The sequence below is a fragment of the Aquabacter sp. genome (assembly GCF_965279295.1).
Classification (GTDB): domain Bacteria; phylum Pseudomonadota; class Alphaproteobacteria; order Rhizobiales; family Xanthobacteraceae; genus Aquabacter.
This window is the reverse complement of sequence record NZ_CBDIHQ010000013.1, coordinates 147,877-167,500: the sequence shown is the minus strand read 5'-3', so window position 1 is coordinate 167,500 and position 19,624 is coordinate 147,877. Positions and strand designations below refer to the sequence as shown.

The 19,624-nt window shown below is 65.3% G+C and carries 20 protein-coding genes (1 of these 20 cut by a window edge); 4 read left to right on the top strand and 16 right to left on the bottom strand.

The window, feature by feature from the left end; translation table 11 throughout:
* Together ADADO0_RS07820 and ADADO0_RS07815 are read left to right on the top strand one after the other, a co-directional pair.
* Nucleotides 1-2,010: the 3' portion of a TonB-dependent receptor gene (locus ADADO0_RS07820; protein ID WP_511304561.1), read on the top strand. The gene continues 324 nt to the left of window position 1, outside the view; 2,010 of the gene's 2,334 nt are visible here — the last part of the coding sequence; its start codon lies beyond the left edge, outside the window; its stop codon occupies nt 2,008-2,010.
* A gap of 130 nt (nt 2,011-2,140) precedes the next feature.
* On the top strand, nt 2,141-2,821 hold the full coding sequence (locus ADADO0_RS07815) for a Fe2+-dependent dioxygenase (protein WP_511304560.1): 681 nt from the start codon (nt 2,141-2,143) through the stop codon (nt 2,819-2,821).
* A gap of 180 nt (nt 2,822-3,001) precedes the next feature.
* Here the strand turns inward: ADADO0_RS07815 and trmB are convergent, their stop codons facing one another.
* From trmB to ADADO0_RS07745, 14 genes are all read right to left on the bottom strand, one after another.
* Nucleotides 3,002-3,742 carry a tRNA (guanine(46)-N(7))-methyltransferase TrmB gene (gene trmB / locus ADADO0_RS07810; RefSeq protein ID WP_511304559.1) on the bottom strand — a complete coding sequence of 247 codons (741 nt, stop codon included), beginning with the start codon at nt 3,740-3,742 and terminating at the stop codon, nt 3,002-3,004.
* Nucleotides 3,743-3,842: 100 nt separating this feature from the next.
* Entirely contained in the window at nt 3,843-5,036 is a 1,194-nt protein-coding gene (gene metK / locus ADADO0_RS07805) for a methionine adenosyltransferase (RefSeq protein WP_511304558.1), read from the bottom strand.
* A gap of 99 nt (nt 5,037-5,135) precedes the next feature.
* Entirely contained in the window at nt 5,136-5,552 is a 417-nt protein-coding gene (locus tag ADADO0_RS07800) for a helix-turn-helix domain-containing protein (RefSeq protein ID WP_511304557.1), read from the bottom strand.
* A 101-nt stretch (nt 5,553-5,653) separates the two neighbouring features.
* The gene (gene lnt / locus ADADO0_RS07795; RefSeq protein ID WP_511304556.1) at nt 5,654-7,231 is read right to left on the bottom strand and encodes an apolipoprotein N-acyltransferase; all 1,578 of its coding nucleotides are present in this window, start codon (nt 7,229-7,231) and stop codon (nt 5,654-5,656) included.
* Nucleotides 7,232-7,263: 32 nt separating this feature from the next.
* The gene (locus tag ADADO0_RS07790; RefSeq protein ID WP_511304555.1) at nt 7,264-8,244 is read right to left on the bottom strand and encodes a hemolysin family protein; all 981 of its coding nucleotides are present in this window, start codon (nt 8,242-8,244) and stop codon (nt 7,264-7,266) included.
* Between the two features lie 22 nt (nt 8,245-8,266).
* Complete coding sequence (ybeY, locus tag ADADO0_RS07785; RefSeq protein ID WP_511304554.1) at nt 8,267-8,773, bottom strand: rRNA maturation RNase YbeY; 507 nt, start codon at nt 8,771-8,773, stop codon at nt 8,267-8,269.
* Nucleotides 8,774-8,775: 2 nt separating this feature from the next.
* Nucleotides 8,776-9,795 (bottom strand): PhoH family protein, encoded by a 1,020-nt coding sequence (locus ADADO0_RS07780; RefSeq protein ID WP_511304794.1) that lies wholly within the window; start codon nt 9,793-9,795, stop codon nt 8,776-8,778.
* 72 nt (nt 9,796-9,867) lie between these two features.
* Nucleotides 9,868-11,259, bottom strand: a complete 1,392-nt coding sequence (miaB, locus tag ADADO0_RS07775; RefSeq protein WP_511304553.1) for a tRNA (N6-isopentenyl adenosine(37)-C2)-methylthiotransferase MiaB — start codon at nt 11,257-11,259, stop codon at nt 9,868-9,870.
* Nucleotides 11,260-11,383: 124 nt separating this feature from the next.
* Complete coding sequence (olsA, locus tag ADADO0_RS07770) at nt 11,384-12,310, bottom strand: lyso-ornithine lipid O-acyltransferase (protein WP_511304552.1); 927 nt, start codon at nt 12,308-12,310, stop codon at nt 11,384-11,386.
* Nucleotides 12,307-12,759 carry a Fur family transcriptional regulator gene (locus ADADO0_RS07765; RefSeq protein ID WP_511304551.1) on the bottom strand — a complete coding sequence of 151 codons (453 nt, stop codon included), beginning with the start codon at nt 12,757-12,759 and terminating at the stop codon, nt 12,307-12,309. Before ADADO0_RS07765 ends, olsA begins: the two co-directional genes overlap by 4 nt.
* A 100-nt stretch (nt 12,760-12,859) precedes the next feature.
* A complete protein-coding gene (locus ADADO0_RS07760) occupies nt 12,860-13,363 on the bottom strand; it encodes a GNAT family N-acetyltransferase (protein ID WP_511304550.1) in 504 nt (167 codons plus the stop codon).
* On the bottom strand, nt 13,360-14,043 hold the full coding sequence (gene tsaB, locus ADADO0_RS07755) for a tRNA (adenosine(37)-N6)-threonylcarbamoyltransferase complex dimerization subunit type 1 TsaB (protein WP_511304549.1): 684 nt from the start codon (nt 14,041-14,043) through the stop codon (nt 13,360-13,362). The genes ADADO0_RS07760 and tsaB overlap by 4 nt, the downstream gene beginning before the upstream one ends.
* Before the next feature lie 99 nt (nt 14,044-14,142).
* Nucleotides 14,143-14,703, bottom strand: coding sequence for a NifU family protein (locus ADADO0_RS07750; RefSeq protein WP_511304548.1), 561 nt, complete (start codon nt 14,701-14,703; stop codon nt 14,143-14,145).
* 167 nt (nt 14,704-14,870) lie between these two features.
* A complete protein-coding gene (locus ADADO0_RS07745) occupies nt 14,871-15,356 on the bottom strand; it encodes an Hsp20 family protein (RefSeq protein WP_511304547.1) in 486 nt (161 codons plus the stop codon).
* 245 nt (nt 15,357-15,601) lie between these two features.
* On the opposite strand from ADADO0_RS07745, the gene ADADO0_RS07740 reads away from it, so the two are divergent.
* Nucleotides 15,602-16,009, top strand: coding sequence for a hypothetical protein (locus ADADO0_RS07740; RefSeq protein WP_511304546.1), 408 nt, complete (start codon nt 15,602-15,604; stop codon nt 16,007-16,009).
* An 89-nt stretch (nt 16,010-16,098) separates the two neighbouring features.
* Complete coding sequence (locus ADADO0_RS07735; RefSeq protein WP_511304545.1) at nt 16,099-17,106, top strand: alpha/beta fold hydrolase; 1,008 nt, start codon at nt 16,099-16,101, stop codon at nt 17,104-17,106.
* On the opposite strand, the gene hisN is transcribed toward ADADO0_RS07735, so the two are convergent.
* Both hisN and ADADO0_RS07725 read right to left on the bottom strand, forming a co-directional pair.
* Nucleotides 17,103-17,888, bottom strand: a complete 786-nt coding sequence (gene hisN, locus ADADO0_RS07730) for a histidinol-phosphatase (protein WP_511304544.1) — start codon at nt 17,886-17,888, stop codon at nt 17,103-17,105. The genes ADADO0_RS07735 and hisN overlap by 4 nt on opposite strands.
* Before the next feature lie 838 nt (nt 17,889-18,726).
* Complete coding sequence (locus ADADO0_RS07725; protein ID WP_511304543.1) at nt 18,727-19,614, bottom strand: N-formylglutamate amidohydrolase; 888 nt, start codon at nt 19,612-19,614, stop codon at nt 18,727-18,729.
* Nucleotides 19,615-19,624: the final 10 nt, after the last annotated feature.

Below are 19,624 nucleotides of genomic sequence, written 5' to 3'. Positions count from 1 at the left end.
AATATTTCGGGCATCACCTTCAGCGCCGGCGAAGGCGGGCAGCAGGGGGACAGCCCGATCATCCGCGGCTTCTCGGCGCGTGGCGACATCTTCCGCGACGGCATCCGCGATACCGGCTGGTACACCCGCGATATGTTCAATATCGAGGCGGTGGAAGTGTTCATGGGGCCGTCCTCGTTTGCCTTCGGGCGCGGGTCCACGGGCGGCGTGATCAACATGGTCTCGAAGCTGCCGAAGGATGCCACCTTCGTCACCGGCGACGTCACGGGCTACACCAGCACCGGCGTGCGCGCGACCTTGGATGCCAATGGCAAGGTCAATGACAATGTCTTCGCCCGCATCAATTTGATGGGGCAGAACGTCGATACCGCCGACCGCAACAATGTGAATTCCGAACGCTGGGGCGTCGCGCCGTCGATCACCATCAACCTGAACGACCGCACCAAGTTCACGGCCTCCTACTACTATCAGCATGAAAGCGGCGTGCCGGACTACGGCGTACCGTATCTGCCCGCACCCACGCAGAGCCTGGCCGTCGGCAATTTCGCCCAGCCGGTGGGCGGCTATTACGGCAACGGGAAGGCGACGGGCCCCGTGCCGGTCAATCGCTCCAATTGGTACGGGGTTTCGAACGGCCCGTGGGCCGATCAGCTCACCACCGACACCAATATGGCGACGATCTATATCGAGCATGAGCTGAACGACTTCGTCACGCTCAGCAACGGCACGCGCTACACGCTGAACGACCGGAACGTCACCGTCACCGCGCCGCGCAGCCTTGGCACCGCCAACAACACCTTGTTCACCGCCGCGAACCAAGCCTCCTATTACAACTACCCCGTTGATGCCATGACCATAGGTCAGCAGCGGTTCAACACGGTGACGGACAACAGCCAGCTCACAAACATCACCGACATGGTGGCGAAGTTCCAGACCGGCATGTTCCAGCACACCATGAATGTGGGCATGGAGCTGACCAAGGAAACGCGCGATCAGAACCGCATCAATCTGTGCAACCAGGCTGTTGCCGCATGCCGCGTGAGTCTTGCGAACCCGAACAACAATTCGGCGAGCCTGGGCATCGGCGGTTTCTCCAACTTCGTGCCCACCTCCAACAACACCGATATGACCGACGTCGCCTTCTATGCCGGCGACCAGATCGCCATCGGCGAGCATTGGCAGGTGATGGGCTCGATGCGTTGGGACATCGCCAACACCAACTATGTCTCGGTGGCCAACACGGGCGTGGTGACGACGCTGGTGAATGACGAGAGCCTGTTCAACTACCGCTTGGGCGTCGTCTATTCCCCGATCAAGACGGTCAATCTGTATGTGTCCTACGGCACGTCGTCGAACCCGTCTTCGGAATATGGCGTGCTCGAAAGCGGCACGGTGACTTTGGCGCCGGAAAGCAACAACACCTGGGAAGCGGGCGTGAAGGCCGAGGTCCTGGATGGCCGGGTGATCCTCACCGGCGCGCTGTTCCAGACCATGAAGACCAACACTCGCGTGCCGACGGACCCTGTGGCCGGGCTGCCGCCCCAGGTGCTGGGCGGCGAGCAGCGGGTGCGCGGCATCTCGCTCGGCGCGGGCGGGGCCATCACCGACAAGTGGGACCTCACCGCCAGCTACACCTATATGAAGACCGAGATTCTCAGCGTCGGGCCGGCGCCCTCGCTCACGAATTTCGCGACGGTCGGCAACCAGCTTCCGAACGCCCCGCCGAACTCGTTCTCGCTGTGGACCAGCTACGACATCACGGACCAAATCACCGTGGCCGGCGGCGCGACCTACAACGACGACACGTTCGCCAACGTCGCCAACACGGTCTATGTGCCGTCCTATTGGAACTTCGATGCCATGGCGAGCTACCAGGTGACGAAGAATTTCCAGCTCCAGCTGAACGTCTACAATCTGACCAACGAGCTTTATTACGCGCAGTATTACGGCGGACATGCCATTCCCGCCGCCGGCCGCTACGCCTCGCTCACGGCTCGCGCGACGTTCTGAGCCTCCCGCCAAGTTTAGGGACGGATTGTTCGCCCAGGCTGTTCAGCCTGGGTGGTTCCGCCTCTCGCGACGACCCGCGCTGCCGTGACCTCCGGCGGCGCGGGTCTGTTTCGTTCTGGATGCCAGCCCCATGATGATCCATATTCCCAATGTCCTGAACCGGGACCAGGTGCTGCGCTGCCGGCAGATGTTCACCCGTGTCGCCTGGGTGGACGGGCGCACGACCGCCGGCGCGCAGGCCCATGCGGTGAAGCGCAATCTCCAAATCCCGGAGGACGACCCCGAGGCCCTGGAGCTTGGCCAGATGATCGTCTCGGCGCTCTATCGCACGCCCTTGTTCATGTCGGCGGTTCTGCCCCACCGCGTGCTGCCGCCGATGTTCAACCGCTACGACGAGGGCATGACCTTCGGCTCGCATGTCGACAATTCCATCCGCCGCATCCGCGCCACCGGCGAGAGCCTACGCACCGATGTCTCGACCACGCTGTTTCTCTCCGACCCGGAGGATTACGACGGCGGCGAGCTGGTGGCGGAAGACACGTATGGCTCCCATGCGGTGAAGCTGCCGGCGGGCGATGCCATCATCTATCCCGCGACCTCGCTGCACCATGTGACGCCGGTGACGCGCGGCGCGCGCATCTCGTCCTTCTTCTGGACCCAGAGCCTGATCCGCGACGAGGGCCGGCGCAGCCTGTTGTTCGACATGGACATGGCGATCATGCGCCTCAACCAGGACCACCCCGGCCACACCTCGGCGGTCCAGCTCACCGGCGTCTATCACAACCTGCTGCGGCAGTGGGCGGAGGTCTGACATCGCCTCCGGGTGATGCCGTAGGCCCGCCGATGCCGCCCTTGTGGCCGGTTACGATATCGTCGGCGCGGTTTAAGGTGCGGTGCCGTCGCTGATGAAATGTTTGGGCGCGCGCGATCGGGATGCCGTGCCGGCAGGCAGGCCGCGGCATCCGCGTTTCCGCCGGGCGAAAAGCCGAAATCAGCGTTTCGCGAACACCAGATAGGTGCCGCAGCGGCCGGCTTCGATGGCTTTGGCTTCGTAGCGGGTGCCAGGCCACCCCTCAAAGGGCAGGCGCCAATCGTCGGCGCATTCGGCGGTCCAGGCGAGCACGCCGTGGGCGCGCACTTCGCGCAAAGTCCAATCGACATATTCCGGGACATCGCTTGCGAAGCGGAACAGACCGCCGGGCGTGAGCGCGCGCACGATCAGGTCAAGGTTGTCCGCGCGCACGAAGCGGCGCTTCCAATGGCGGCGCTTGGGCCAGGGGTCGGGATAGAGCAGATCGACACGGGCGAGGCATCCGGCCGGCAGGCGCGCGAGCAGCAGCGCCGCATCGTCGTCGAACACCCGCACATTGTCCTGGCCGCCGACCTCCAGGTCCATCAGCGCGCGGGTCATGCCGTTGATGAAGGGCTCGACGCCGATGAACCCGGCCTCAGGTGCGCGGGCGGCCTCGCTGAGGAGATGCTCGCCGCCGCCGAAGCCGATTTCGAGGTTCAGCCGCTCCACCGGGCGCGGGAACAAGGCGTGCGGGTCGGCGAGGGCGTCGAGGGAGAGGCGATAGCGGCCGATTAGGCGCTCGTAGGTGCGCGCCTGAAGCGGGCGGAGCGCCTTGCCGATGCGCCGGCCATGAAATGTCGCGACCTGTCCGGTCTCGGGATCGCGACGCGGACCGGCGGGAGCGTTCGTTTTATCGTCCGCGTCTGAGGTCACGGACATTGGACTTCATCCGGTTGTCGACTGCCGACGTGCCTGTCGATCACCCCTGATACGGCTGTTGATCAACCGTATCAGGGGGCTGACATCCAGTGTCGGGTGCTCAGGTCAGAGCGGTCTTGAGGGCGTCGGCGATGTCGGTCTTCTCCCAGGAGAAGCCGCCATCCGCATCCGGCGCCCGGCCGAAATGGCCGTAGGAGGAGGTGCGGGCATAGATCGGCTTGTTGAGGTCGAGGTGCTCGCGGATGCCGCGCGGGCGCAGGTTCATCACCTGGCGCAGGGCGACTTCCACCTTGGCCTCTTCCACCTGCCCGGTGCCGTGCAGGTCGACATAGACCGCGAGCGGGTCCGAGACGCCGATGGCATAGGCGAGCTGGATCGTCGCGCGGTCCGCAAGTCCAGCAGCCACAACGTTTTTCGCGAGGTATCGCGCAGCATAGGCGGCCGAGCGGTCCACCTTCGTCGGGTCCTTGCCGGAGAACGCTCCGCCGCCGTGCGGGGCCGCTCCGCCGTAGGTGTCGACGATGATCTTGCGCCCGGTGAGGCCGCAGTCGCCGTCCGGCCCGCCGATCACGAACTTGCCGGTGGGATTGACGTGCCAGACCGTCTCGGGGGAGATCCAACCCTCCGGCAAAGCCTTGCGGATATAGGGTTCCACGATGGAATGGACATCGTGGGAAGAGAGGTGCTCGTCCAGATGCTGGGTGGACAGAACGATCTGCGTCACCCCCACCGGCTTGCCATTCTCATAGCGCACCGTGACCTGGCTCTTGGCATCAGGGCCAAGCACGCCGGTCTCGCCGGAGCGGCGGGCTTCGGAGAGCACTTTCAAGATCTTATGGGCGTAGAAGATCGGCGCCGGCATCAGTTCCGGGGTCTCGCGGACGGCGTAGCCGAACATGATCCCCTGGTCGCCCGCGCCTTCGTCCTTCTCACCGGCGATGTCGACACCCTGGGCGATATCCGCCGACTGGGCGTGCAGCAGCACTTCGATATTGGCGTTTTCCCAATGGAACCCGGCCTGCTCATAGCCGATGTCGCGGATCGCGAGACGGGCGAGGTGGCAGAGCAGATCCTTGGTGATGACCGAGGGACCGCGGGTTTCACCGGCGATCACCACCCGGTTGGTGGTGGCCAGCGTCTCGCAGGCGACCCGAACCTGGCTCGGGTCGAAGCCCTGCTCCAGCGAGGCACGGAAGAAGGCATCCACCACCTCGTCCGAGATCCGATCGCACACTTTATCCGGGTGTCCTTCGGAAACCGACTCGCTGGTAAAAAGGTAGGACGACCGCGCCATCTGCTTCCCTCTAGCCCCCTGCGGGCAACAGGATGCTTTTGGCAAAGGTGCGCAAGCCGGTCAAGACCGGCCTGTCGAACGCGTTTGCCAAAACGAACATCACCCTTCCGGCGCGGCTTCCTCGCCGGCGATCGCGGTGACAAGTTCGACGATGCGGCGCCGCACTTTGCTGTCGGTGATGCGCTGGAAGCTCCGCGTCAACGCCAGGCCATCAGACGTGGCGAGGAAGTCGTTGACGTAGGTTGGAGAGGCGGTTTCGCCGAACCCCTCCTGATCGGGCGAATAAGACGGCACACCTTCAAAGAAGAACGCCACCGGCACGCCGAGAACCACCGAAATCTGCTGAAGCCGGCTGGCTCCGATCCGGTTGGTCCCCTTTTCGTACTTCTGGATCTGCTGGAAGGTGATGCCGAGGCTCTCGCCCAGCTTCTCCTGACTCATACCTACCATCATGCGCCGCATTCGAACGCGGCTGCCGACGTGCTTGTCGATAGGGTTAGGCACCTTCTTGACCATGGTCTCTCCGGACGAAATCGGAAAAGAATTTTACTTCGCGAAGCGAAGGTTGCCCTGACACACGCAAGATACGCATTCGTGTATGTAGCGTCGATCAACTTTTACGTGTGTTTTTCATCCGTGAGCGGCCGTGCCTTCGCAAATGCCGCGACAGCCAGGACGAGCAAAAACAAGGCGGTAAAAGGCCAAGAGCGGTATCGCGCAGCCGGCGGCGGGTCTTGTAAAGCTAAAGGTAGACCCGCGTCTAAGTTGCCTTTTTCACCGAGGGGTAGAGCTGCGACTATGCGCCCCAGAGGGTCGATCACCGCCGAAATGCCGGTATTTGCCGCCCGAACCAGGGGAATCCCCTCTTCGATCGCACGCAGACGCGCCTGCAAGAAGTGCTGGTACGGCCCGGGCGTTTCGCCGAACCAAGCGTCGTTCGTGACATTCAGCAGAAAGCCCGGCCGCTCACCCGCCGGCATAACCGCATGGGGGAATACCGCTTCGTAGCAGATCAGCGGTGCAGCGCGCGGCGCGCCGGGAATGTCGAGGGCGGTGAGTTGGGTGCCTGAAGCGAAGCCGCCGCGCTGCCGCGTCAATTGTTGGAGGCCAAGGGCTTCAAGCGCGGATTGAAACGGCAGGTACTCGCCAAACGGCACGAGATGCACCTTGTCGGCGCTCTGGCGCACCGTGCCGTCGGCGTTGATCACCCGGATGGAATTGAAGAAAAACGAACTCTGACCGGGCGGCGGGGCGCCATATCGCGCCGCTCCGGTCACCAGGGTCACATTGTCGGGCAAGGTCGCAGCGATACGCTCCTTGGCCCACGGCTCGCGCTCGTAAACGAAGGGAAAAGCGGATTCAGGCCAGATCAGCAGGGATACATTCTTGAGGCCCTCTGGATACGTTTTGCTGGGGCGCGCGCTGAGTTCGAGATACCCCTCCAGGACATTGCGGCGTTCGCCGTAGGCGAATTTCTGGTCCTGGGGCAGGGCGGGCTGCATGATGCGCATGCGCACGCCCTCGACCATTCCCACGGTCTGGTCGAGGCGCACTTGCCCGCCGGCGAAGGCGAGCAGCAAGGCACAAAGCGCAATGGCCGGCCACAGGAGGCGGCCGCGCGGGTAAGGCTGGAGCAGCAGCGCCGGGGCCGAGAAAACCAGCCCCGCCGCCAGGGTCAGACCCCAAAGGCCGAACAGCGCCGCGCTCTGCGCCAAGGCGAGATTGTCCGCGAGCGCATAGCCGTAGCTGTTCCAGGGAAAGCCGGTGAGCACATGGCCGCGCAGCCACTCCCCGGCAGTCAATCCGGCAGCCAGCGCGCAGATGCGCGCGGGCCCCGATGACCAAAGCAGGCGCGCCAGCGCCATGCCCAGTGCGGTGAACAGTGCGAGCCCGGCGGGCAGCGAGATCACCGCCACCGGCAGCAGCCAGGCGAACACGTCCGCTTCCACCAGGAACGCGTCGCCGATCCACCAGAGCGAGGCCAGAAAATAGCCGAAGCCGAACCACCAGCCGGTCGCCGCCGCCGTGCGCACCGTGCGCCAGCCGGGAGCCGGAAGGCCGTCCAGAAGTAGGACCAGAACCGGGAAGGTCAGGAACAGGACCGGCCATGCCCCGAGCGGCGGCATCGCAGCAGCGGAAATGACGCCGGCGCCGAATGCCGCGGCAAGACGGCGCCAGCCATCAAGCCGGCTCACGGATGATCCAAACGTCGTGAGCCGCGAGGGGATCACGCGCCCTCGCGGATCGCCTCGGCGGCGGCGGCGTCACTCTGCGGCGGCAGGATGCGCAGACGCTTCACCCGGCGAGGGTCCGCCTCCAGCACCTCGACGCGATAATTCCCCGGCATGGAGATCATCTCCCCGGTGAGCGGCACGCGCGCGGCGAGCGTGATGACCAGACCGCCCAGCGTGTCCACCTCATCGGCAACCTCCGCCGGGGCGAAATCCGAGCCCAGGACCTGGGTGACGTCTTGAAGCGGGGTGCGGGCGTCGACGAGGAAGCTGCCGTCCGGCTGGGCCTTGATGAGGGCGGCCTCGTCGTCGTGCTCGTCCTCGATCTCGCCGACGATTTCTTCCACCACGTCCTCGATCGAGACCAGGCCGTCGGTGCCGCCGTATTCGTCGATCACCAGGGCGAGGTGGACGCGGGCCGCCTGCATCGACACCAGCAGGTCGCTGGCGGGCATGGAGGGCGGCACATAGAGCAGGCGGCGGATCAGGCCAGCGTCGGTGAGCGACTGGGTGAGGTCCACCGCCGCGAGATTGATGTTCTTCACCTCCACCAGTTCGTCCTGGTCCGGCATGGCGCCGGTCATGAAGGCGAGCAGGTCGCGGATGTGCACCATGCCAACGGGGTCGTCGAGCGTGTCGTCATAGACCACGAGCCGCGAATGGGTGGCGTTGGCGAACTCCACCATCAGTTCCGCCAGCGACACGTTTTTCTGGACCGCGACGATCTCGGCGCGCGGCACCATGATGTCGCCGATGCCCACCTCCTTCAGATGAAGGATGTTGCGCAGCATCTTCCGCTCGGAAGGCGAGAATTCGCTGACCTCCTCAGCCGTCGTCCCCGACCCGGCAAGCACCTCCACAAGGTCAGTGCGCAGCGAGCCCTGGGGGCGGAACGTGCCGAGGAGGGCACGCAATCGGTCGATTAAACTCTGCGGCTCCGAAGCGGCGGGGTCGCTCGACTGGTCGATGTTGGACATGGTCTCCCTTTGGGGTCGTCCGTCAGGTTTCGGCGGGCATGGCATAGGGATCGGAAATGCCGAGCCCTGCCAGGATCTGCCGTTCGGTCTCTTCCATCTCCTCGGCCTCGGCTTCGTCCTGATGGTCGAAGCCGAGAAGATGCAGTGTCCCGTGAACAATGAGATGAACAAGATGGTCGCCGACGCGCTTGTCTTCGTCGGCAGCTTCAGCGCGCACCGTCTCGAGGGCGACGATCACGTCGCCCAGCGGCACGGGGGAAACATCGTTAGGCACCTCTGCGGCGGGAAACGACAGGACGTTGGTCGCCTTGTCCTTCTCGCGCCAGTCGCGGTTGAGAACGCGGATGCGCGCGTCGTCGGTGAGCGTGATGCTCATCTCGAAGGTGGCGTCGGCATCAAGATCGGCGGCGGCATCCAGTGCGGCGCGGGCCGCCCTCTCCACGAGGGTCGCGGCCTGCGGGATCTCGTCCCAGCCGTCTGCCTCGATGAGGACGTCGACCTCGATGCCGGGACTTCGCGCGCCGTCCATGGTCAGGTGCCCCTGGCCGCGAGCCGGGCGGCGTCGTTGGTCTCGTAGGCCGCGACGATGCGGCCGACCAGTTCGTGGCGCACCACGTCCTCGGCCTTGAAATGGCTGATGCCGACGCCTTCCAGGCCGTCCAGCAGCCGCAGGGCTTCCGATAGGCCCGAGGTCTGGCCCGGGGGCAGGTCGACCTGGCTGGGATCGCCGGTGATGATCATGTGCGAGTTCTCGCCCAGACGGGTGAGGAACATCTTCATCTGCATCGAGGTGGTGTTCTGCGCCTCGTCCAGGATCACGGCGGCGTTCGCGAGGGTGCGGCCGCGCATGAAGGCGAGCGGCGCGATCTCGATTTCACCGGTCTGCAGCGCCCGTTCCACGAAGGCGCGGTCCATCAGATCGTGAAGCGCGTCGTAGATCGGGCGCAGATAGGGGTCGACCTTCTCCTTCATGTCGCCGGGCAGGAAGCCGAGCCGCTCGCCCGCCTCCACCGCCGGACGCGACAGGATCAGACGGTCCACCATGCGCCGTTCCAAAAGGTGCACCGCATAGGCGACGGCGAGCCAGGTCTTGCCGGTGCCGGCGGGTCCGGTGCCGAACACCAGCGTGTTGCGCTTCAGCGAGCGGATATAGGCATCTTGTGCCGCCGTGCGGGCTCGCACGGGCCGGCGGCGAAGCTGGATCTCGTCAAAATGCTGCCGGTCCTCGGAGGGATCGAAGTCGAACAGCGAGCCCTGCGCCACCGCCTCGCGGATCGCGCCCTCGACATCGCCGGGGCCGACATCGCGTCCGCGCTTCAGCGCCTCGTAAAGATGCTCCAGCACCCGGCGCGCCTGCTCGCAGCCATCGCGCCCGCCTTCGAGGGTGACATGGTTGCCGCGCGAATCGGCCTTCACCCCGAGCTTGCGCTCCAGCAGGGCGAGGTTGCGGCCATAATGGCCGAACAGCAGGGTCGCCAGCCGATTGTCGTCGAAGGCCAGCACCACCTGGGTCGGGCCCTCATCGCCCTGGACGGCCCAGGGATCGGCGATGGCCGCGCGCGCGGGCCCTTGCTGCGGGGGAGGCGAGGGGCGATCTTTGTCGACGCCGGATCTGCGCAACGCTCAAGCCTCCATGGCAGCGAGCGGACGTCCGCTCGCGGGCGCGGGAACTGAAACTGAGTCAAACTGGCCGGCGAGGCTGTTCGGCCCCGCTTCGGTGATGGTGACACGAAGCAGCTCACCGATGCCAGCGGGGGGATTGTTCACAACCACGGACTGGAGATAGGGCGAGCGGCCGATCAGCTGACCGCTCTGGCGGCCCGGCTTCTCCAGCAGGATATCGAAGGTGCGGCCGACGCAGCTCTTGTCGAACGCGCGCTTGGACGCCTCCAGCGCACTTTGAAGACGATGCAGGCGCTCGGTCTTCACCTCTTCGTCCACCTGTTGGGCATGGTCCGCCGCCGGCGTGCCGGGGCGGGGGGAATATTTGAAGGAATAGGCGCTGGCAAAGCCCACATCGGTGATCAGCGCCATGGTCTCCTCGAACTCCGCGTCGGTCTCGCCGGGGAAGCCGACGATGAAATCGGAGGAGAGCGCGATATCCGGGCGCGCCTGGCGCATGCGGGCGATGATGTTGATGAACAGGCCGCGCCCATGCTTGCGGTTCATGGCCTGCAACACCCGGTCCGAACCCGATTGCACCGGGAGATGCAGATAGGGCATCAGCGCGGGCAGGTCGCGATGGGCGGCGATCAGGTCCTCGTCCATGTCGCGGGGGTGGCTGGTGGTGTAGCGCAGCCGGGCGATGCCGGGAATCTCTGCGAGCCGGTACAGCAGGTCCGAGAGGCTCCAGGTGCGCCCGTCCGGTCCCGCGCCGTGGAATGCGTTGACGTTCTGGCCGATCAGCGTCAGCTCGCGCACGCCCTGGTCGGCAAGGCGCTCTGCCTCTGCGAGAATCTTGGCCACCGGCCGGGAGACTTCGGCGCCACGGGTGTAGGGGACCACGCAGAAGGTGCAGAATTTGTCGCAGCCTTCCTGCACAGTAATAAAGGCCGCAGGCCCCCGCTTGCGGGTCGCTTCGCGCGTCGGCGCCGGCAGATGGTCGAATTTGTCCTCGATGGGGAATTCGGTGTCCACCGCGCGCTGGCCGGCGTGCACCTTGGCGAGCATCTCCGGCAGGCGGTGGTAGCTTTGCGGGCCGACCACCAGATCCACCACCGGGGCGCGGCGCATGATCTCGGCGCCCTCGGCCTGGGCGACGCAGCCGGCGACGGCGACCACGGTGTGATGCCCGGTCTCCGCCTTGGCTTTGCGCAGGCGGCCAAGCTCGGAATAGACCTTTTCGGCCGCTTTTTCACGGATATGGCATGTGTTCAGAATGACGAGGTCGGCGTCCGCCGCATCGCTCGTTTCCACATAGCCCTCACGGGCCAGAGTGTCCGCCATACGATGGGAATCGTAGACGTTCATCTGGCACCCGAACGACTTCACATACAGCTTGCGGGGCGCGTTCATCTTGCCTGTTCTGCCAACTTCACCATCGCGTATCTGCACGACGCGCCGGTGACGTCAGCGGGTCCGATCTCCATCGTCCAAATCGGTTCCACTGGTTTTATCGGCAAACCGGCGGTTTGGAAACTCAAGGCTGCAACGGACGACCGGTCAGCGCGGTCAGAGAGAGCCGGCGCACTTCATCCTCGCAGGCGCGGGTGATCGCCTTGCGGTCGATCTCGCCGCCCAGCGCACGGGGCTCCCCATAAGTTACGTGCACGTCGAGGGCGCCCTGGCGCACCACTTCCAGAAGGTGCGGGGCAAGGTCCAACGCGCCGATCCACGCGGCGATATGGCGGTGCGAGCGGCCCATGGGGAGGCCCTGCAGGCGCACATAGGCGATGGACATGGGCTGCACCATCACCTTTCCCTTGGCGTCGAACGCTTCGCGCACCGCGCCCACCAGCGCCGTGCGGAAGGGAAGCACCCGGTTGCCGTCGCCCGAGGTGCCCTCGGCGAACAGAACAACCGGATCGCCCTCGGCGAGGCGTGCGGCGATGGCCCGGTTCACGTCGCCGGTTGCCTGGCGCCGAGCCCGGTCCACGAACACCGTGCGCTGGAGCGAGGCGAGCAGGCCGATCACCGGCCATCCCTCCACTTCGCTCTTGGAGACGAAAAACAGCGGCTTCAGCGAGCCGACCACGGAAATGTCGAGCCAGGAGACGTGATTCGACAGCAGCAGCAGCGGGCGCCCGGTGGACGGCGCGCCGGTGACATGCACGCGCACGCCGATGAGAAACAGGACGATGCGATGAAACAGCATCGGCAGATAGCGCCGGGTCGGCAGCTTCAGCTTCAGCGAAATCCACTGAAGCGGAACGCCCACAAGGGCGACGAGCGCAACGGCGGTCAGCAAGACGCCGACGCGCATGCCATCAAGGACGGCGCGGGTGCGCGAGGGCTCAGGCCCCAGGTCCGGCATGGGGCTGGAATGGAAGATGGCGGCGAGTTCCGGGTCTTCCGGTGCCCTCACCGGCCGGCCGGACGCTGCGGAGCCGAAGGCGTCGTCGCTCATGTCTCGTTCTCGTTGAGCGGCACCACGTAAAGCTCAAGCCGGTGCCCGACGATCCGGTAGCCCAGCCGGCGGGCGATTTCGTCCTGCAAACGCTCGATCTCCTCGGAACGGAATTCCACCACATGCCCGCTGCGCATGTCGATCAGGTGGTCGTGGTGCTCGTCGGGCATCTGCTCGTAGCGCGAGCGGCCGTCGCCGAATTCGTGACGCTCGATAATCCCGGCGTCCTCGAACATCTTGACCGTGCGATAGACTGTCGAGATGGAAATATTATCGTCGATGGCGCTGGCGCGACGGTGCAGCTCCTCGACATCGGGATGGTCGTCCGAAGCGGTCAGAACGCGCGCGATGACGCGGCGCTGGTCGGTCATGCGCATGCCCTTGGCATGGCACGCTTCCTCGATCACGCTGATGTTGCCGCTCAACGGTCCATCCCCTCCTTCTCCCATCCTTTCGCTTATCGCCTCCCTCCGTGTCGGCTGCAAGGCAGCATCGCGGTTGCGCCCAAGCTTCCGCTGGTGCCAGCCGTGCGCGAACGCTGTCGCGGTGTCAGAAATCCCGCCGCATGACCAATGCGTCGGCGGCGCTGCCGCCCGCCGCATAATATCCCTTGCGCCGTCCGGTCTCGACATAGCCGAGGCTCCGGTACAGGCGAACGGCCGGTGCGTTTCCCGCATCGACCTCAAGAAGGGAGCTGCGCACACCCGCGACGGCGAGGCGGCTGAGGTGGTGCGAGAGCAATATGGCGCCATGACCCTTGCCCCGCGCCTCGGGAGCAACCGCGATGGAGAGGATTTCCGCTTCCGGCGGCACCACATGAGAGAGGACAAAGGCGAATGGTTCGCCCCGCACGCCCAATCCTCGCACGCCCCTGCACATCACATGGGCATGGGCCGCCGCGCGGTTGCTCAGCAGGCGCTCGAACTCGCCGCTGTCCCAGCCGCGATGGAAGGATGCCGCATGAATCCGGACAAGCGCGGCGACGTCGGCAAGCGTGGCGTCGCGAATCTGCGGTTCTCCCCGTGGGGGAAGAAGCCGCGAGAGCAAAGTCATCGCCGGGCGATCCGCGCCGCATCCTGCGGCTTTGCGTCCGGCGCACGCAGGTAGAGCGGCTTTGCCTCGGCGGTGCTCGGCTCCGCCACCGCGCCGAGCCGCGCCACCCAGGCGACGTCCGGCGCCGCGATGGCGTCGGTGGATACGGGGAGCTGTTCGCCCGGCGGCCAGGCTTCCGCCACCATCATCGCGCCGGACCCGACAATCCGCACCGGCCCGATGGCGGCGGCGCGTGCAGCATCCTTGGCGGCGGCGGCACGGGGCGCCACGAGCGTGCGCCCGCCGACGCCGAACATCTGCATGAAGACGTGGCCGTGCCGGGCATCGATGGCCGCGAGAATGGGAAGGCTGTCGTCCGCCGCGAGGAACGGGGCGGTCAATGCAGCGAGCGTCGTCACACCCACCACGGGCTTGCTGGTGGCGAGGGCGAAACCCCGCGCCGCCGAAATTCCGACGCGCAGTCCCGTGAAGCTTCCGGGGCCGACCGTGACGGCCACCCGCGCGAGATCGGCGAACTCCAGGCGGGCATCCCGCATCACCTGCTCCACGAGCGGGATCAGCGCCTCGGCGTGGCCGCGCTCCATGAAGATGGAGTCGCCGGCCACGATGGCGTCGGTTTCAAGGGCCAGCACCGCCACGGAACAGGCGGTGAGGGCCGTATCGATTGCCAGAATGAACATGATGCCCGCAGCGCCCGAATCCCGCGGCCACCTTCCACTGAAAACCCCTTTGACGAAAGGGGATGGATGAAAATGCCGCTTGGCGAACGACGCCTGCCGTCAGACCGGGCGCACTTCCAGCACTTCGGGAACGAAATGACGCAGCAGATTCTCGATGCCGTTCTTCAGCGTCGCGGTCGAGGACGGGCAGCCGGCGCACGAGCCCTTCATGTTGAGGAACACGATGCCGTCCTTGAACCCCTTGAAGGTGATGTCGCCGCCATCGTTTGCCACCGCAGGACGCACGCGGGTCTCGATCAATTCCTTGATGGTGTCGACGAGTTCGGCGTCGCTCTCGGCGAAAAATTCATCGCCATCCTCTTCATCGGTTTCCACGCCGTCCGCCAGGATCGGCGCGCCGGACATGAAATGCTCCATGATCGCGCCGAGAATGGCTGGCTTCATGTGCATCCATTCGCCGTCCGTCTTGGTGACGGTGATGAAGTCGGAGCCGAGGAATACGCCGTTGACGCCATTGACCTCGAACAGGCGCTGCGCGAGCGGCGAGCGTACGGCCTCTTCGGCGGTGCGCAGTTCAAGGGTGCCGTCGCTGAGGACGTTGCGGCCGGGAAGGAACTTGAGCGTCGCCGGGTTCGGCGTCGGCTCGGTCTGGATGAACATGGATCACATCCCTGAGCGGGGGCAGCGGCGATGCCGCTTCAGGCACTGAAGATAGGGAGCGCTCGGCATAAGGGAAAGGGTCCAGCCCGTTCGATACGCAAAACGCCCCGGCAAAGCCGGGGCGTCCGTTGGGATCAGTCAGCGTTCAAGCCTCAGGCAACGAAGCCTCAGGCTGCTACCTGCCCATTCACCTGGCCATCCACGATCTGCGGCTGGTTGGCCGGCTCGCCCGTGGTGATGGCGATGGTGCGGGGCTTCTTGGCCTCGGGAATGTTGCGCATGAGTTCAACGTGCAGCAATCCGTTCTCAAGGCGCGCGCCCTTGACCTCGACATGGTCGGCGAGCTGGAAGCGGCGCTCGAACGCACGGGCGGCGATGCCGCGATACAGGACCTGGAGCTGCTCGACGGTCTCGGCCGGAGCCTTCTCGCCGCGCAGGGTCAGGGTGTTCTCTTTCGCCTCAATGGTGAGTTCGTCCGAGGTAAAGCCGGCGACCGCAACGGTGATGCGGTACTCGTTCTCACCGGTCCGCTCGATGTTGTACGGCGGATAGGTGGGAGCGGCATCGACGTTGGTGCCGGTATCCAGCAGCGAGAACAGGCGGTCGAAGCCCACGGTGTTGCGATAGAGCGGGGTCAGATCAAAGCTACGCATGGCATATCCTTCCTAAGCGACATGCAGGACCCGCCGAAGCCGGGTCCGCGAGATAGCGCCGTCGTTATGACCGGCGCCGTTTTTGATGTGGGAATGGTGTTTTAGGCCGTCAAGGGGCCTCCCTGGATTTATGAACCGGCTCTGAACGCCAGCCTCGGATGATATTCACTGGTCATCCATATGATCATCCTGCCGGAGCGATAATGACGCCGGTCCGGATGTCTCATCTTGAAGGAGACTGGAGCATGAGGCTCACCCCTGTCGCCATCGCGACGTGCGTGGGCATCGCCGTGCTCGCTCTCGACGGCAGCGAAAAGCCCAGCGCCCAGGTGATGGGCGTCACGCTCGGCGCCCCGTTCACGCCATCGGAGGGGACCGCGCCGGGTTCGGTGAAAGGCGCGGTTCAGATCGCGCCGGCCTATGGCCCCTATACCGGGCGCCGGGACGATGTGAAGATGCTGACGCGGGACACCGTGGAGACCTATCTGGGGCAGCGGGGGTTCTCCGGCATCACCAATCTTCAGCAGCGCGGCGGCAGCTATATCTGCGAGGCCACCGGGCCGCGCCGGGAGCGCGTTCGCCTGGTGGTGGATGCCACCAGCGGTGAAATCTCCGGCGTCCAGGTCATCGGCTTCGAGGACAAGCGGTACTAAGCACGCTGTATTGTCCGCCGCATTGCCCGGGCGCGGCTGAGGGTGTAACCCTCGCCAGGGTTGGGCGGCACTTCATCACGACAGAGATCATGACCATCGGCGCCACTGTTTCGCGCGGTCGCCTTTCCGCTGCCGATCCCCAATCGGCGCAGGCTGCATCGCTGTTCGACCTCCCCACCGATCCGACCCCGGCCGGCGCCGTCAGTGGCTACGTGACCACGGATGACGGGGTGAAGATTCGCTATGCCCGGTGGCCGGCGGATGCCGGCGTGCCGGCGCGCGGCACCGTGGCGCTGTTGTCCGGGCGCACGGAATTCATCGAGAAATATTACGAGGTGGTGCGCGAACTCACCGCGCGCGGCTTTGCCGTCGCCATGTTCGACTGGCGCGGGCAGGGGGGCTCGGAGCGGCTGCTGAGCAACCCGCGCAAGGGCTACGTGCCGGATTTTCGCGACTATCAGCGCGACCTCGCCGCCTTCGCGCGGCATGTGATGCTGCCGGATTGCCCCGCGCCGCATTTCGCGCTGGCCCATTCCATGGCCGGCGTCGTGCTGCTGGAATCGGTGCTGGCGGGGCGTCGCTGGTTCGACCGCATGGTGCTGGTGGCGCCCATGATGTCGATCAATCTCGGCCCCGCCACCGGCGCGATCCGTGTTGCCGCCAAGCTGCTGCGGCGCGTCTTCGGGCGCGCCTATGTTCCCGGCGGCAGCAACCGGCCGGTGACGCGGCGCCCGTTCGCCGTGAACCCGGTGACGAGCGATGCCCGCCGCTATGCCAAGGCTGCTGAACTGGTGGAGGCGCACATGAGCTTCGCCATGGGCGCGCCGACCATCGGTTGGCTCGCCGCCGCGTTCGATGCCATGGACCGCCTGACACAGCCGGAGGCCATCCGGCGCATTCGCCAGCCGATGCTGATTATCGCCGCCGGCAGCGACCGCATCGTCTCGACCCGCGCCACCGAACATCTGTCCACCCGCCTGATCGCCGGCGACCATGTGGTCATCGCCGGCGCACGGCATGAGATCATGATGGAGCGCGACGCATTGCGTGCGCAGTTCTGGGCGGCGTTCGACGCCTTCATCCCCGGCAGCGGTTAGCGCCCCGCGAGCAGCTCCAACGCTGCCGCATGCACCGCCGGGCTGCCTGCCGCCACCACCCGTCCCCCGCCTGCGGCCGAGCCGCCTTCCCACGTCGTGACGATGCCGCCCGCGCCCTCGATGATCGGCACCATGGCGATCACGTCGTGGTCGTGTAGACCGGTCTCGATCACCAGATCCACCAGCCCCGCCGCCACCATGCAATAGGCGTAGCAATCGCCGCCGTAGCGTGAGAGGCGCACCCGCTCCTCCACCCGCTCGAAGGCGGTGCGATCTTCGCCCTCCATCAGCCGGGGCGAGGTGGTGAAGAGGATGGCGTCCTCCAGGCGCTCGCAGGGGCGCACATGCAGCGCGCGCTCGCCGGCCGGGCCGGTGTAGCGGGCGCTCGCGCCGTCGCCGAAGAAGCGCTCGCCGATGAACGGCTGGTGCATCATGCCGTAGACCGGCGCCCCGTCCTTCAGCAGCCCGATCAGCGTGCCCCAGGCCGGCATGCCGGAGATGAACGACTTGGTGCCGTCGATCGGGTCGAGCGCCCAGACATATTGCGCGTCGGGCCGGTCGGCGCCGAATTCCTCGCCGATGATGCCGTGGTCGGGAAAGTGCGCGTTGATCAGATGGCGCATCACCTGTTCCGCCGCCCGGTCCGCCTCGGTGACGGGATCGAAGGCCCGGCCGTGGCTCTTGTCCTCGCTGATCAGCGAGGTGCGGAAGAACGGCAGGATGGCCTCGCCCGAGATGGTGGCGAGCTTGTGGACGAAATCGTCCAGGGCAATGGGTGACATGATCTCTCCGAAGACCGCAGGCCGGCGCCTTGCTGTAAAGCGGCGGCGGACCGGAGGGAAGCGCCCCTTCAGACCGGTCGCCTTCAGGAAACGCGGGCGATCTTTTAAAACGTCAGTGCCAAAAGGCGCTTCTTGCGGCAGTGCGGGGGAGTGGCGCGCCCGTTGGCTAGGCGGAACGCTTCCAAACTGCTGGGCGCCCTCAAAAGTCTACAATTGAGGCATGCTCAAATTATCAGCGAGTGCCCGTCTTGTGGGGGGCTTGGGACAGGCCCATATTGATCAGGCGCGGCGTCGCTCGCGATGCCGCTGCCCTCCTTGGGCGTTTCCTCCCTAGACTTGGGCCGCTCCGGCATACCGTGAGCGGCCCCTTTCTTTTTGGGCACACGCCCAGCCGTCTATCGCGGCAGGTTTCGCGGCCAGCTCCCCATCTTAAGTCTAATCAACCCTACGTGCCGCCCCTTCGGGACGGTGAGTCGCGCTGTTCGTTTGAAAATGGCGGCGCCATTCTGGCTGTCCGCGCGGGGCAGGGAAAAATTCCCTGCATTTTCAAAATATTAGCTTGGTATACGAAAGTGCGACAAACCATCACTTGATTTTCGGCAGCGCAATGGGCTATTGCTGCACTGCGACATGGCGATTGGCGTCGCTGTGTCGCTGCCCTCCTTGGGCGTTTCCTCCCTAGACTTGGGCCGTTCGCTTGCGGACGGCCCCTTTCTTTTTTTGGGCCTGGAAAACCAATGCCAGCGCGTTGCGGGTTCTTAACGAACCTCTCGCCGGCAAATTCGTATAGCTGCTATTCGAAAAACGCAAGGCACGTTTTTCAACCCATAGGCGATCTCTATTCAGCGGCCGCACGCGGCGGGGCGAGTTCCTCGGCCGCCGTTGCCACCAGGCGCCCGGCGACCTCTGCAAGGTCCGCCCTCACGCGGTAAAAATCCGCGTTCCGCTCATAGGTCGCTTCCTGCATATACAGACCGCGATTGATCTCGATCTGCACCGCATGCAGCCCGGCTGAGGGATTGCCGTAGTGTTCGGTGATGTAGCCCCCGGCATAGGGCTTGTTGCGGACGACGGCATAACCGCGCGCCACCAGCTCCCGCTCCAATATGTCGGTGATGACGGGTGCACAGCTCGTCGCATAGCGATCGCCCAGCACGATATCGGCCCGCGCGCCATCGTCCCGCAGCGGCGCCGAGGGCATGGAATGGCAATCGACGAGGATCGCCACGCCGAACGTCCGGTGGGTGCGGGTCATCAGCCGCCGGAGAGCTTGATGATAGGGTTTATAGAAGGTTTCGATGCGCTCAAGCGCCTCGGCGACGCTGAGGCGGCGCTGATAGATCTCCTGCGAATCCCCCACCACGCGTGCGATCGTGCCTAATCCGCCGGAGACCCGGATCGAGCGGGTGTTCGCGAACGCCGGCAGGCGCCCGTCAAACATGCGCGGATCAAGCTCATAAGGCTCGCGATTGAGGTCGAGGAAGGCGCGCGGAAACAGCGCGCGCATCAGCGGAATCCCAGCACTGACAACGTCGCAGAACAGTTCGTCGACGAAACTGTCCTCCGATCGCCGCAGCACATCGAACTCCAGCCGCGCCTGCTCCATGAAGGCGCGCGGATAGATTCGCCCGGAGTGCGGAGAATTAAAAACGAAGGGTCCGGCGACCTCGTCGGGCGCAAGAATCTCGAATGGCGGATCGATGGTATCGGCGAGGCAGGCTGTCACGGGGCCCAAA

What these genes read in the sequence shown, in the direction of transcription:
- ADADO0_RS07815 (WP_511304560.1), top strand. Translation starts at nt 2,141, where the DNA reads ATGATGATCCATATTCCCAATGTCCTGAACCGGGACCAGGTGCTGCGC.
- trmB (WP_511304559.1), bottom strand. Translation starts at nt 3,742, where the DNA reads ATGTCCGTGACCTCAGACGCGGACGATAAAACGAACGCTCCCGCCGGT.
- metK (WP_511304558.1), bottom strand. Translation starts at nt 5,036, where the DNA reads ATGGCGCGGTCGTCCTACCTTTTTACCAGCGAGTCGGTTTCCGAAGGA.
- ADADO0_RS07800 (WP_511304557.1), bottom strand. Translation starts at nt 5,552, where the DNA reads ATGGTCAAGAAGGTGCCTAACCCTATCGACAAGCACGTCGGCAGCCGC.
- ADADO0_RS07790 (WP_511304555.1), bottom strand. Translation starts at nt 8,244, where the DNA reads ATGTCCAACATCGACCAGTCGAGCGACCCCGCCGCTTCGGAGCCGCAG.
- ybeY (WP_511304554.1), bottom strand. Translation starts at nt 8,773, where the DNA reads ATGGACGGCGCGCGAAGTCCCGGCATCGAGGTCGACGTCCTCATCGAG.
- miaB (WP_511304553.1), bottom strand. Translation starts at nt 11,259, where the DNA reads ATGAACGCGCCCCGCAAGCTGTATGTGAAGTCGTTCGGGTGCCAGATG.
- olsA (WP_511304552.1), bottom strand. Translation starts at nt 12,310, where the DNA reads ATGAGCGACGACGCCTTCGGCTCCGCAGCGTCCGGCCGGCCGGTGAGG.
- ADADO0_RS07765 (WP_511304551.1), bottom strand. Translation starts at nt 12,759, where the DNA reads ATGGGAGAAGGAGGGGATGGACCGTTGAGCGGCAACATCAGCGTGATC.
- ADADO0_RS07760 (WP_511304550.1), bottom strand. Translation starts at nt 13,363, where the DNA reads ATGACTTTGCTCTCGCGGCTTCTTCCCCCACGGGGAGAACCGCAGATT.
- tsaB (WP_511304549.1), bottom strand. Translation starts at nt 14,043, where the DNA reads ATGTTCATTCTGGCAATCGATACGGCCCTCACCGCCTGTTCCGTGGCG.
- ADADO0_RS07750 (WP_511304548.1), bottom strand. Translation starts at nt 14,703, where the DNA reads ATGTTCATCCAGACCGAGCCGACGCCGAACCCGGCGACGCTCAAGTTC.
- ADADO0_RS07745 (WP_511304547.1), bottom strand. Translation starts at nt 15,356, where the DNA reads ATGCGTAGCTTTGATCTGACCCCGCTCTATCGCAACACCGTGGGCTTC.
- ADADO0_RS07740 (WP_511304546.1), top strand. Translation starts at nt 15,602, where the DNA reads ATGAGGCTCACCCCTGTCGCCATCGCGACGTGCGTGGGCATCGCCGTG.
- ADADO0_RS07735 (WP_511304545.1), top strand. Translation starts at nt 16,099, where the DNA reads ATGACCATCGGCGCCACTGTTTCGCGCGGTCGCCTTTCCGCTGCCGAT.
- hisN (WP_511304544.1), bottom strand. Translation starts at nt 17,888, where the DNA reads ATGTCACCCATTGCCCTGGACGATTTCGTCCACAAGCTCGCCACCATC.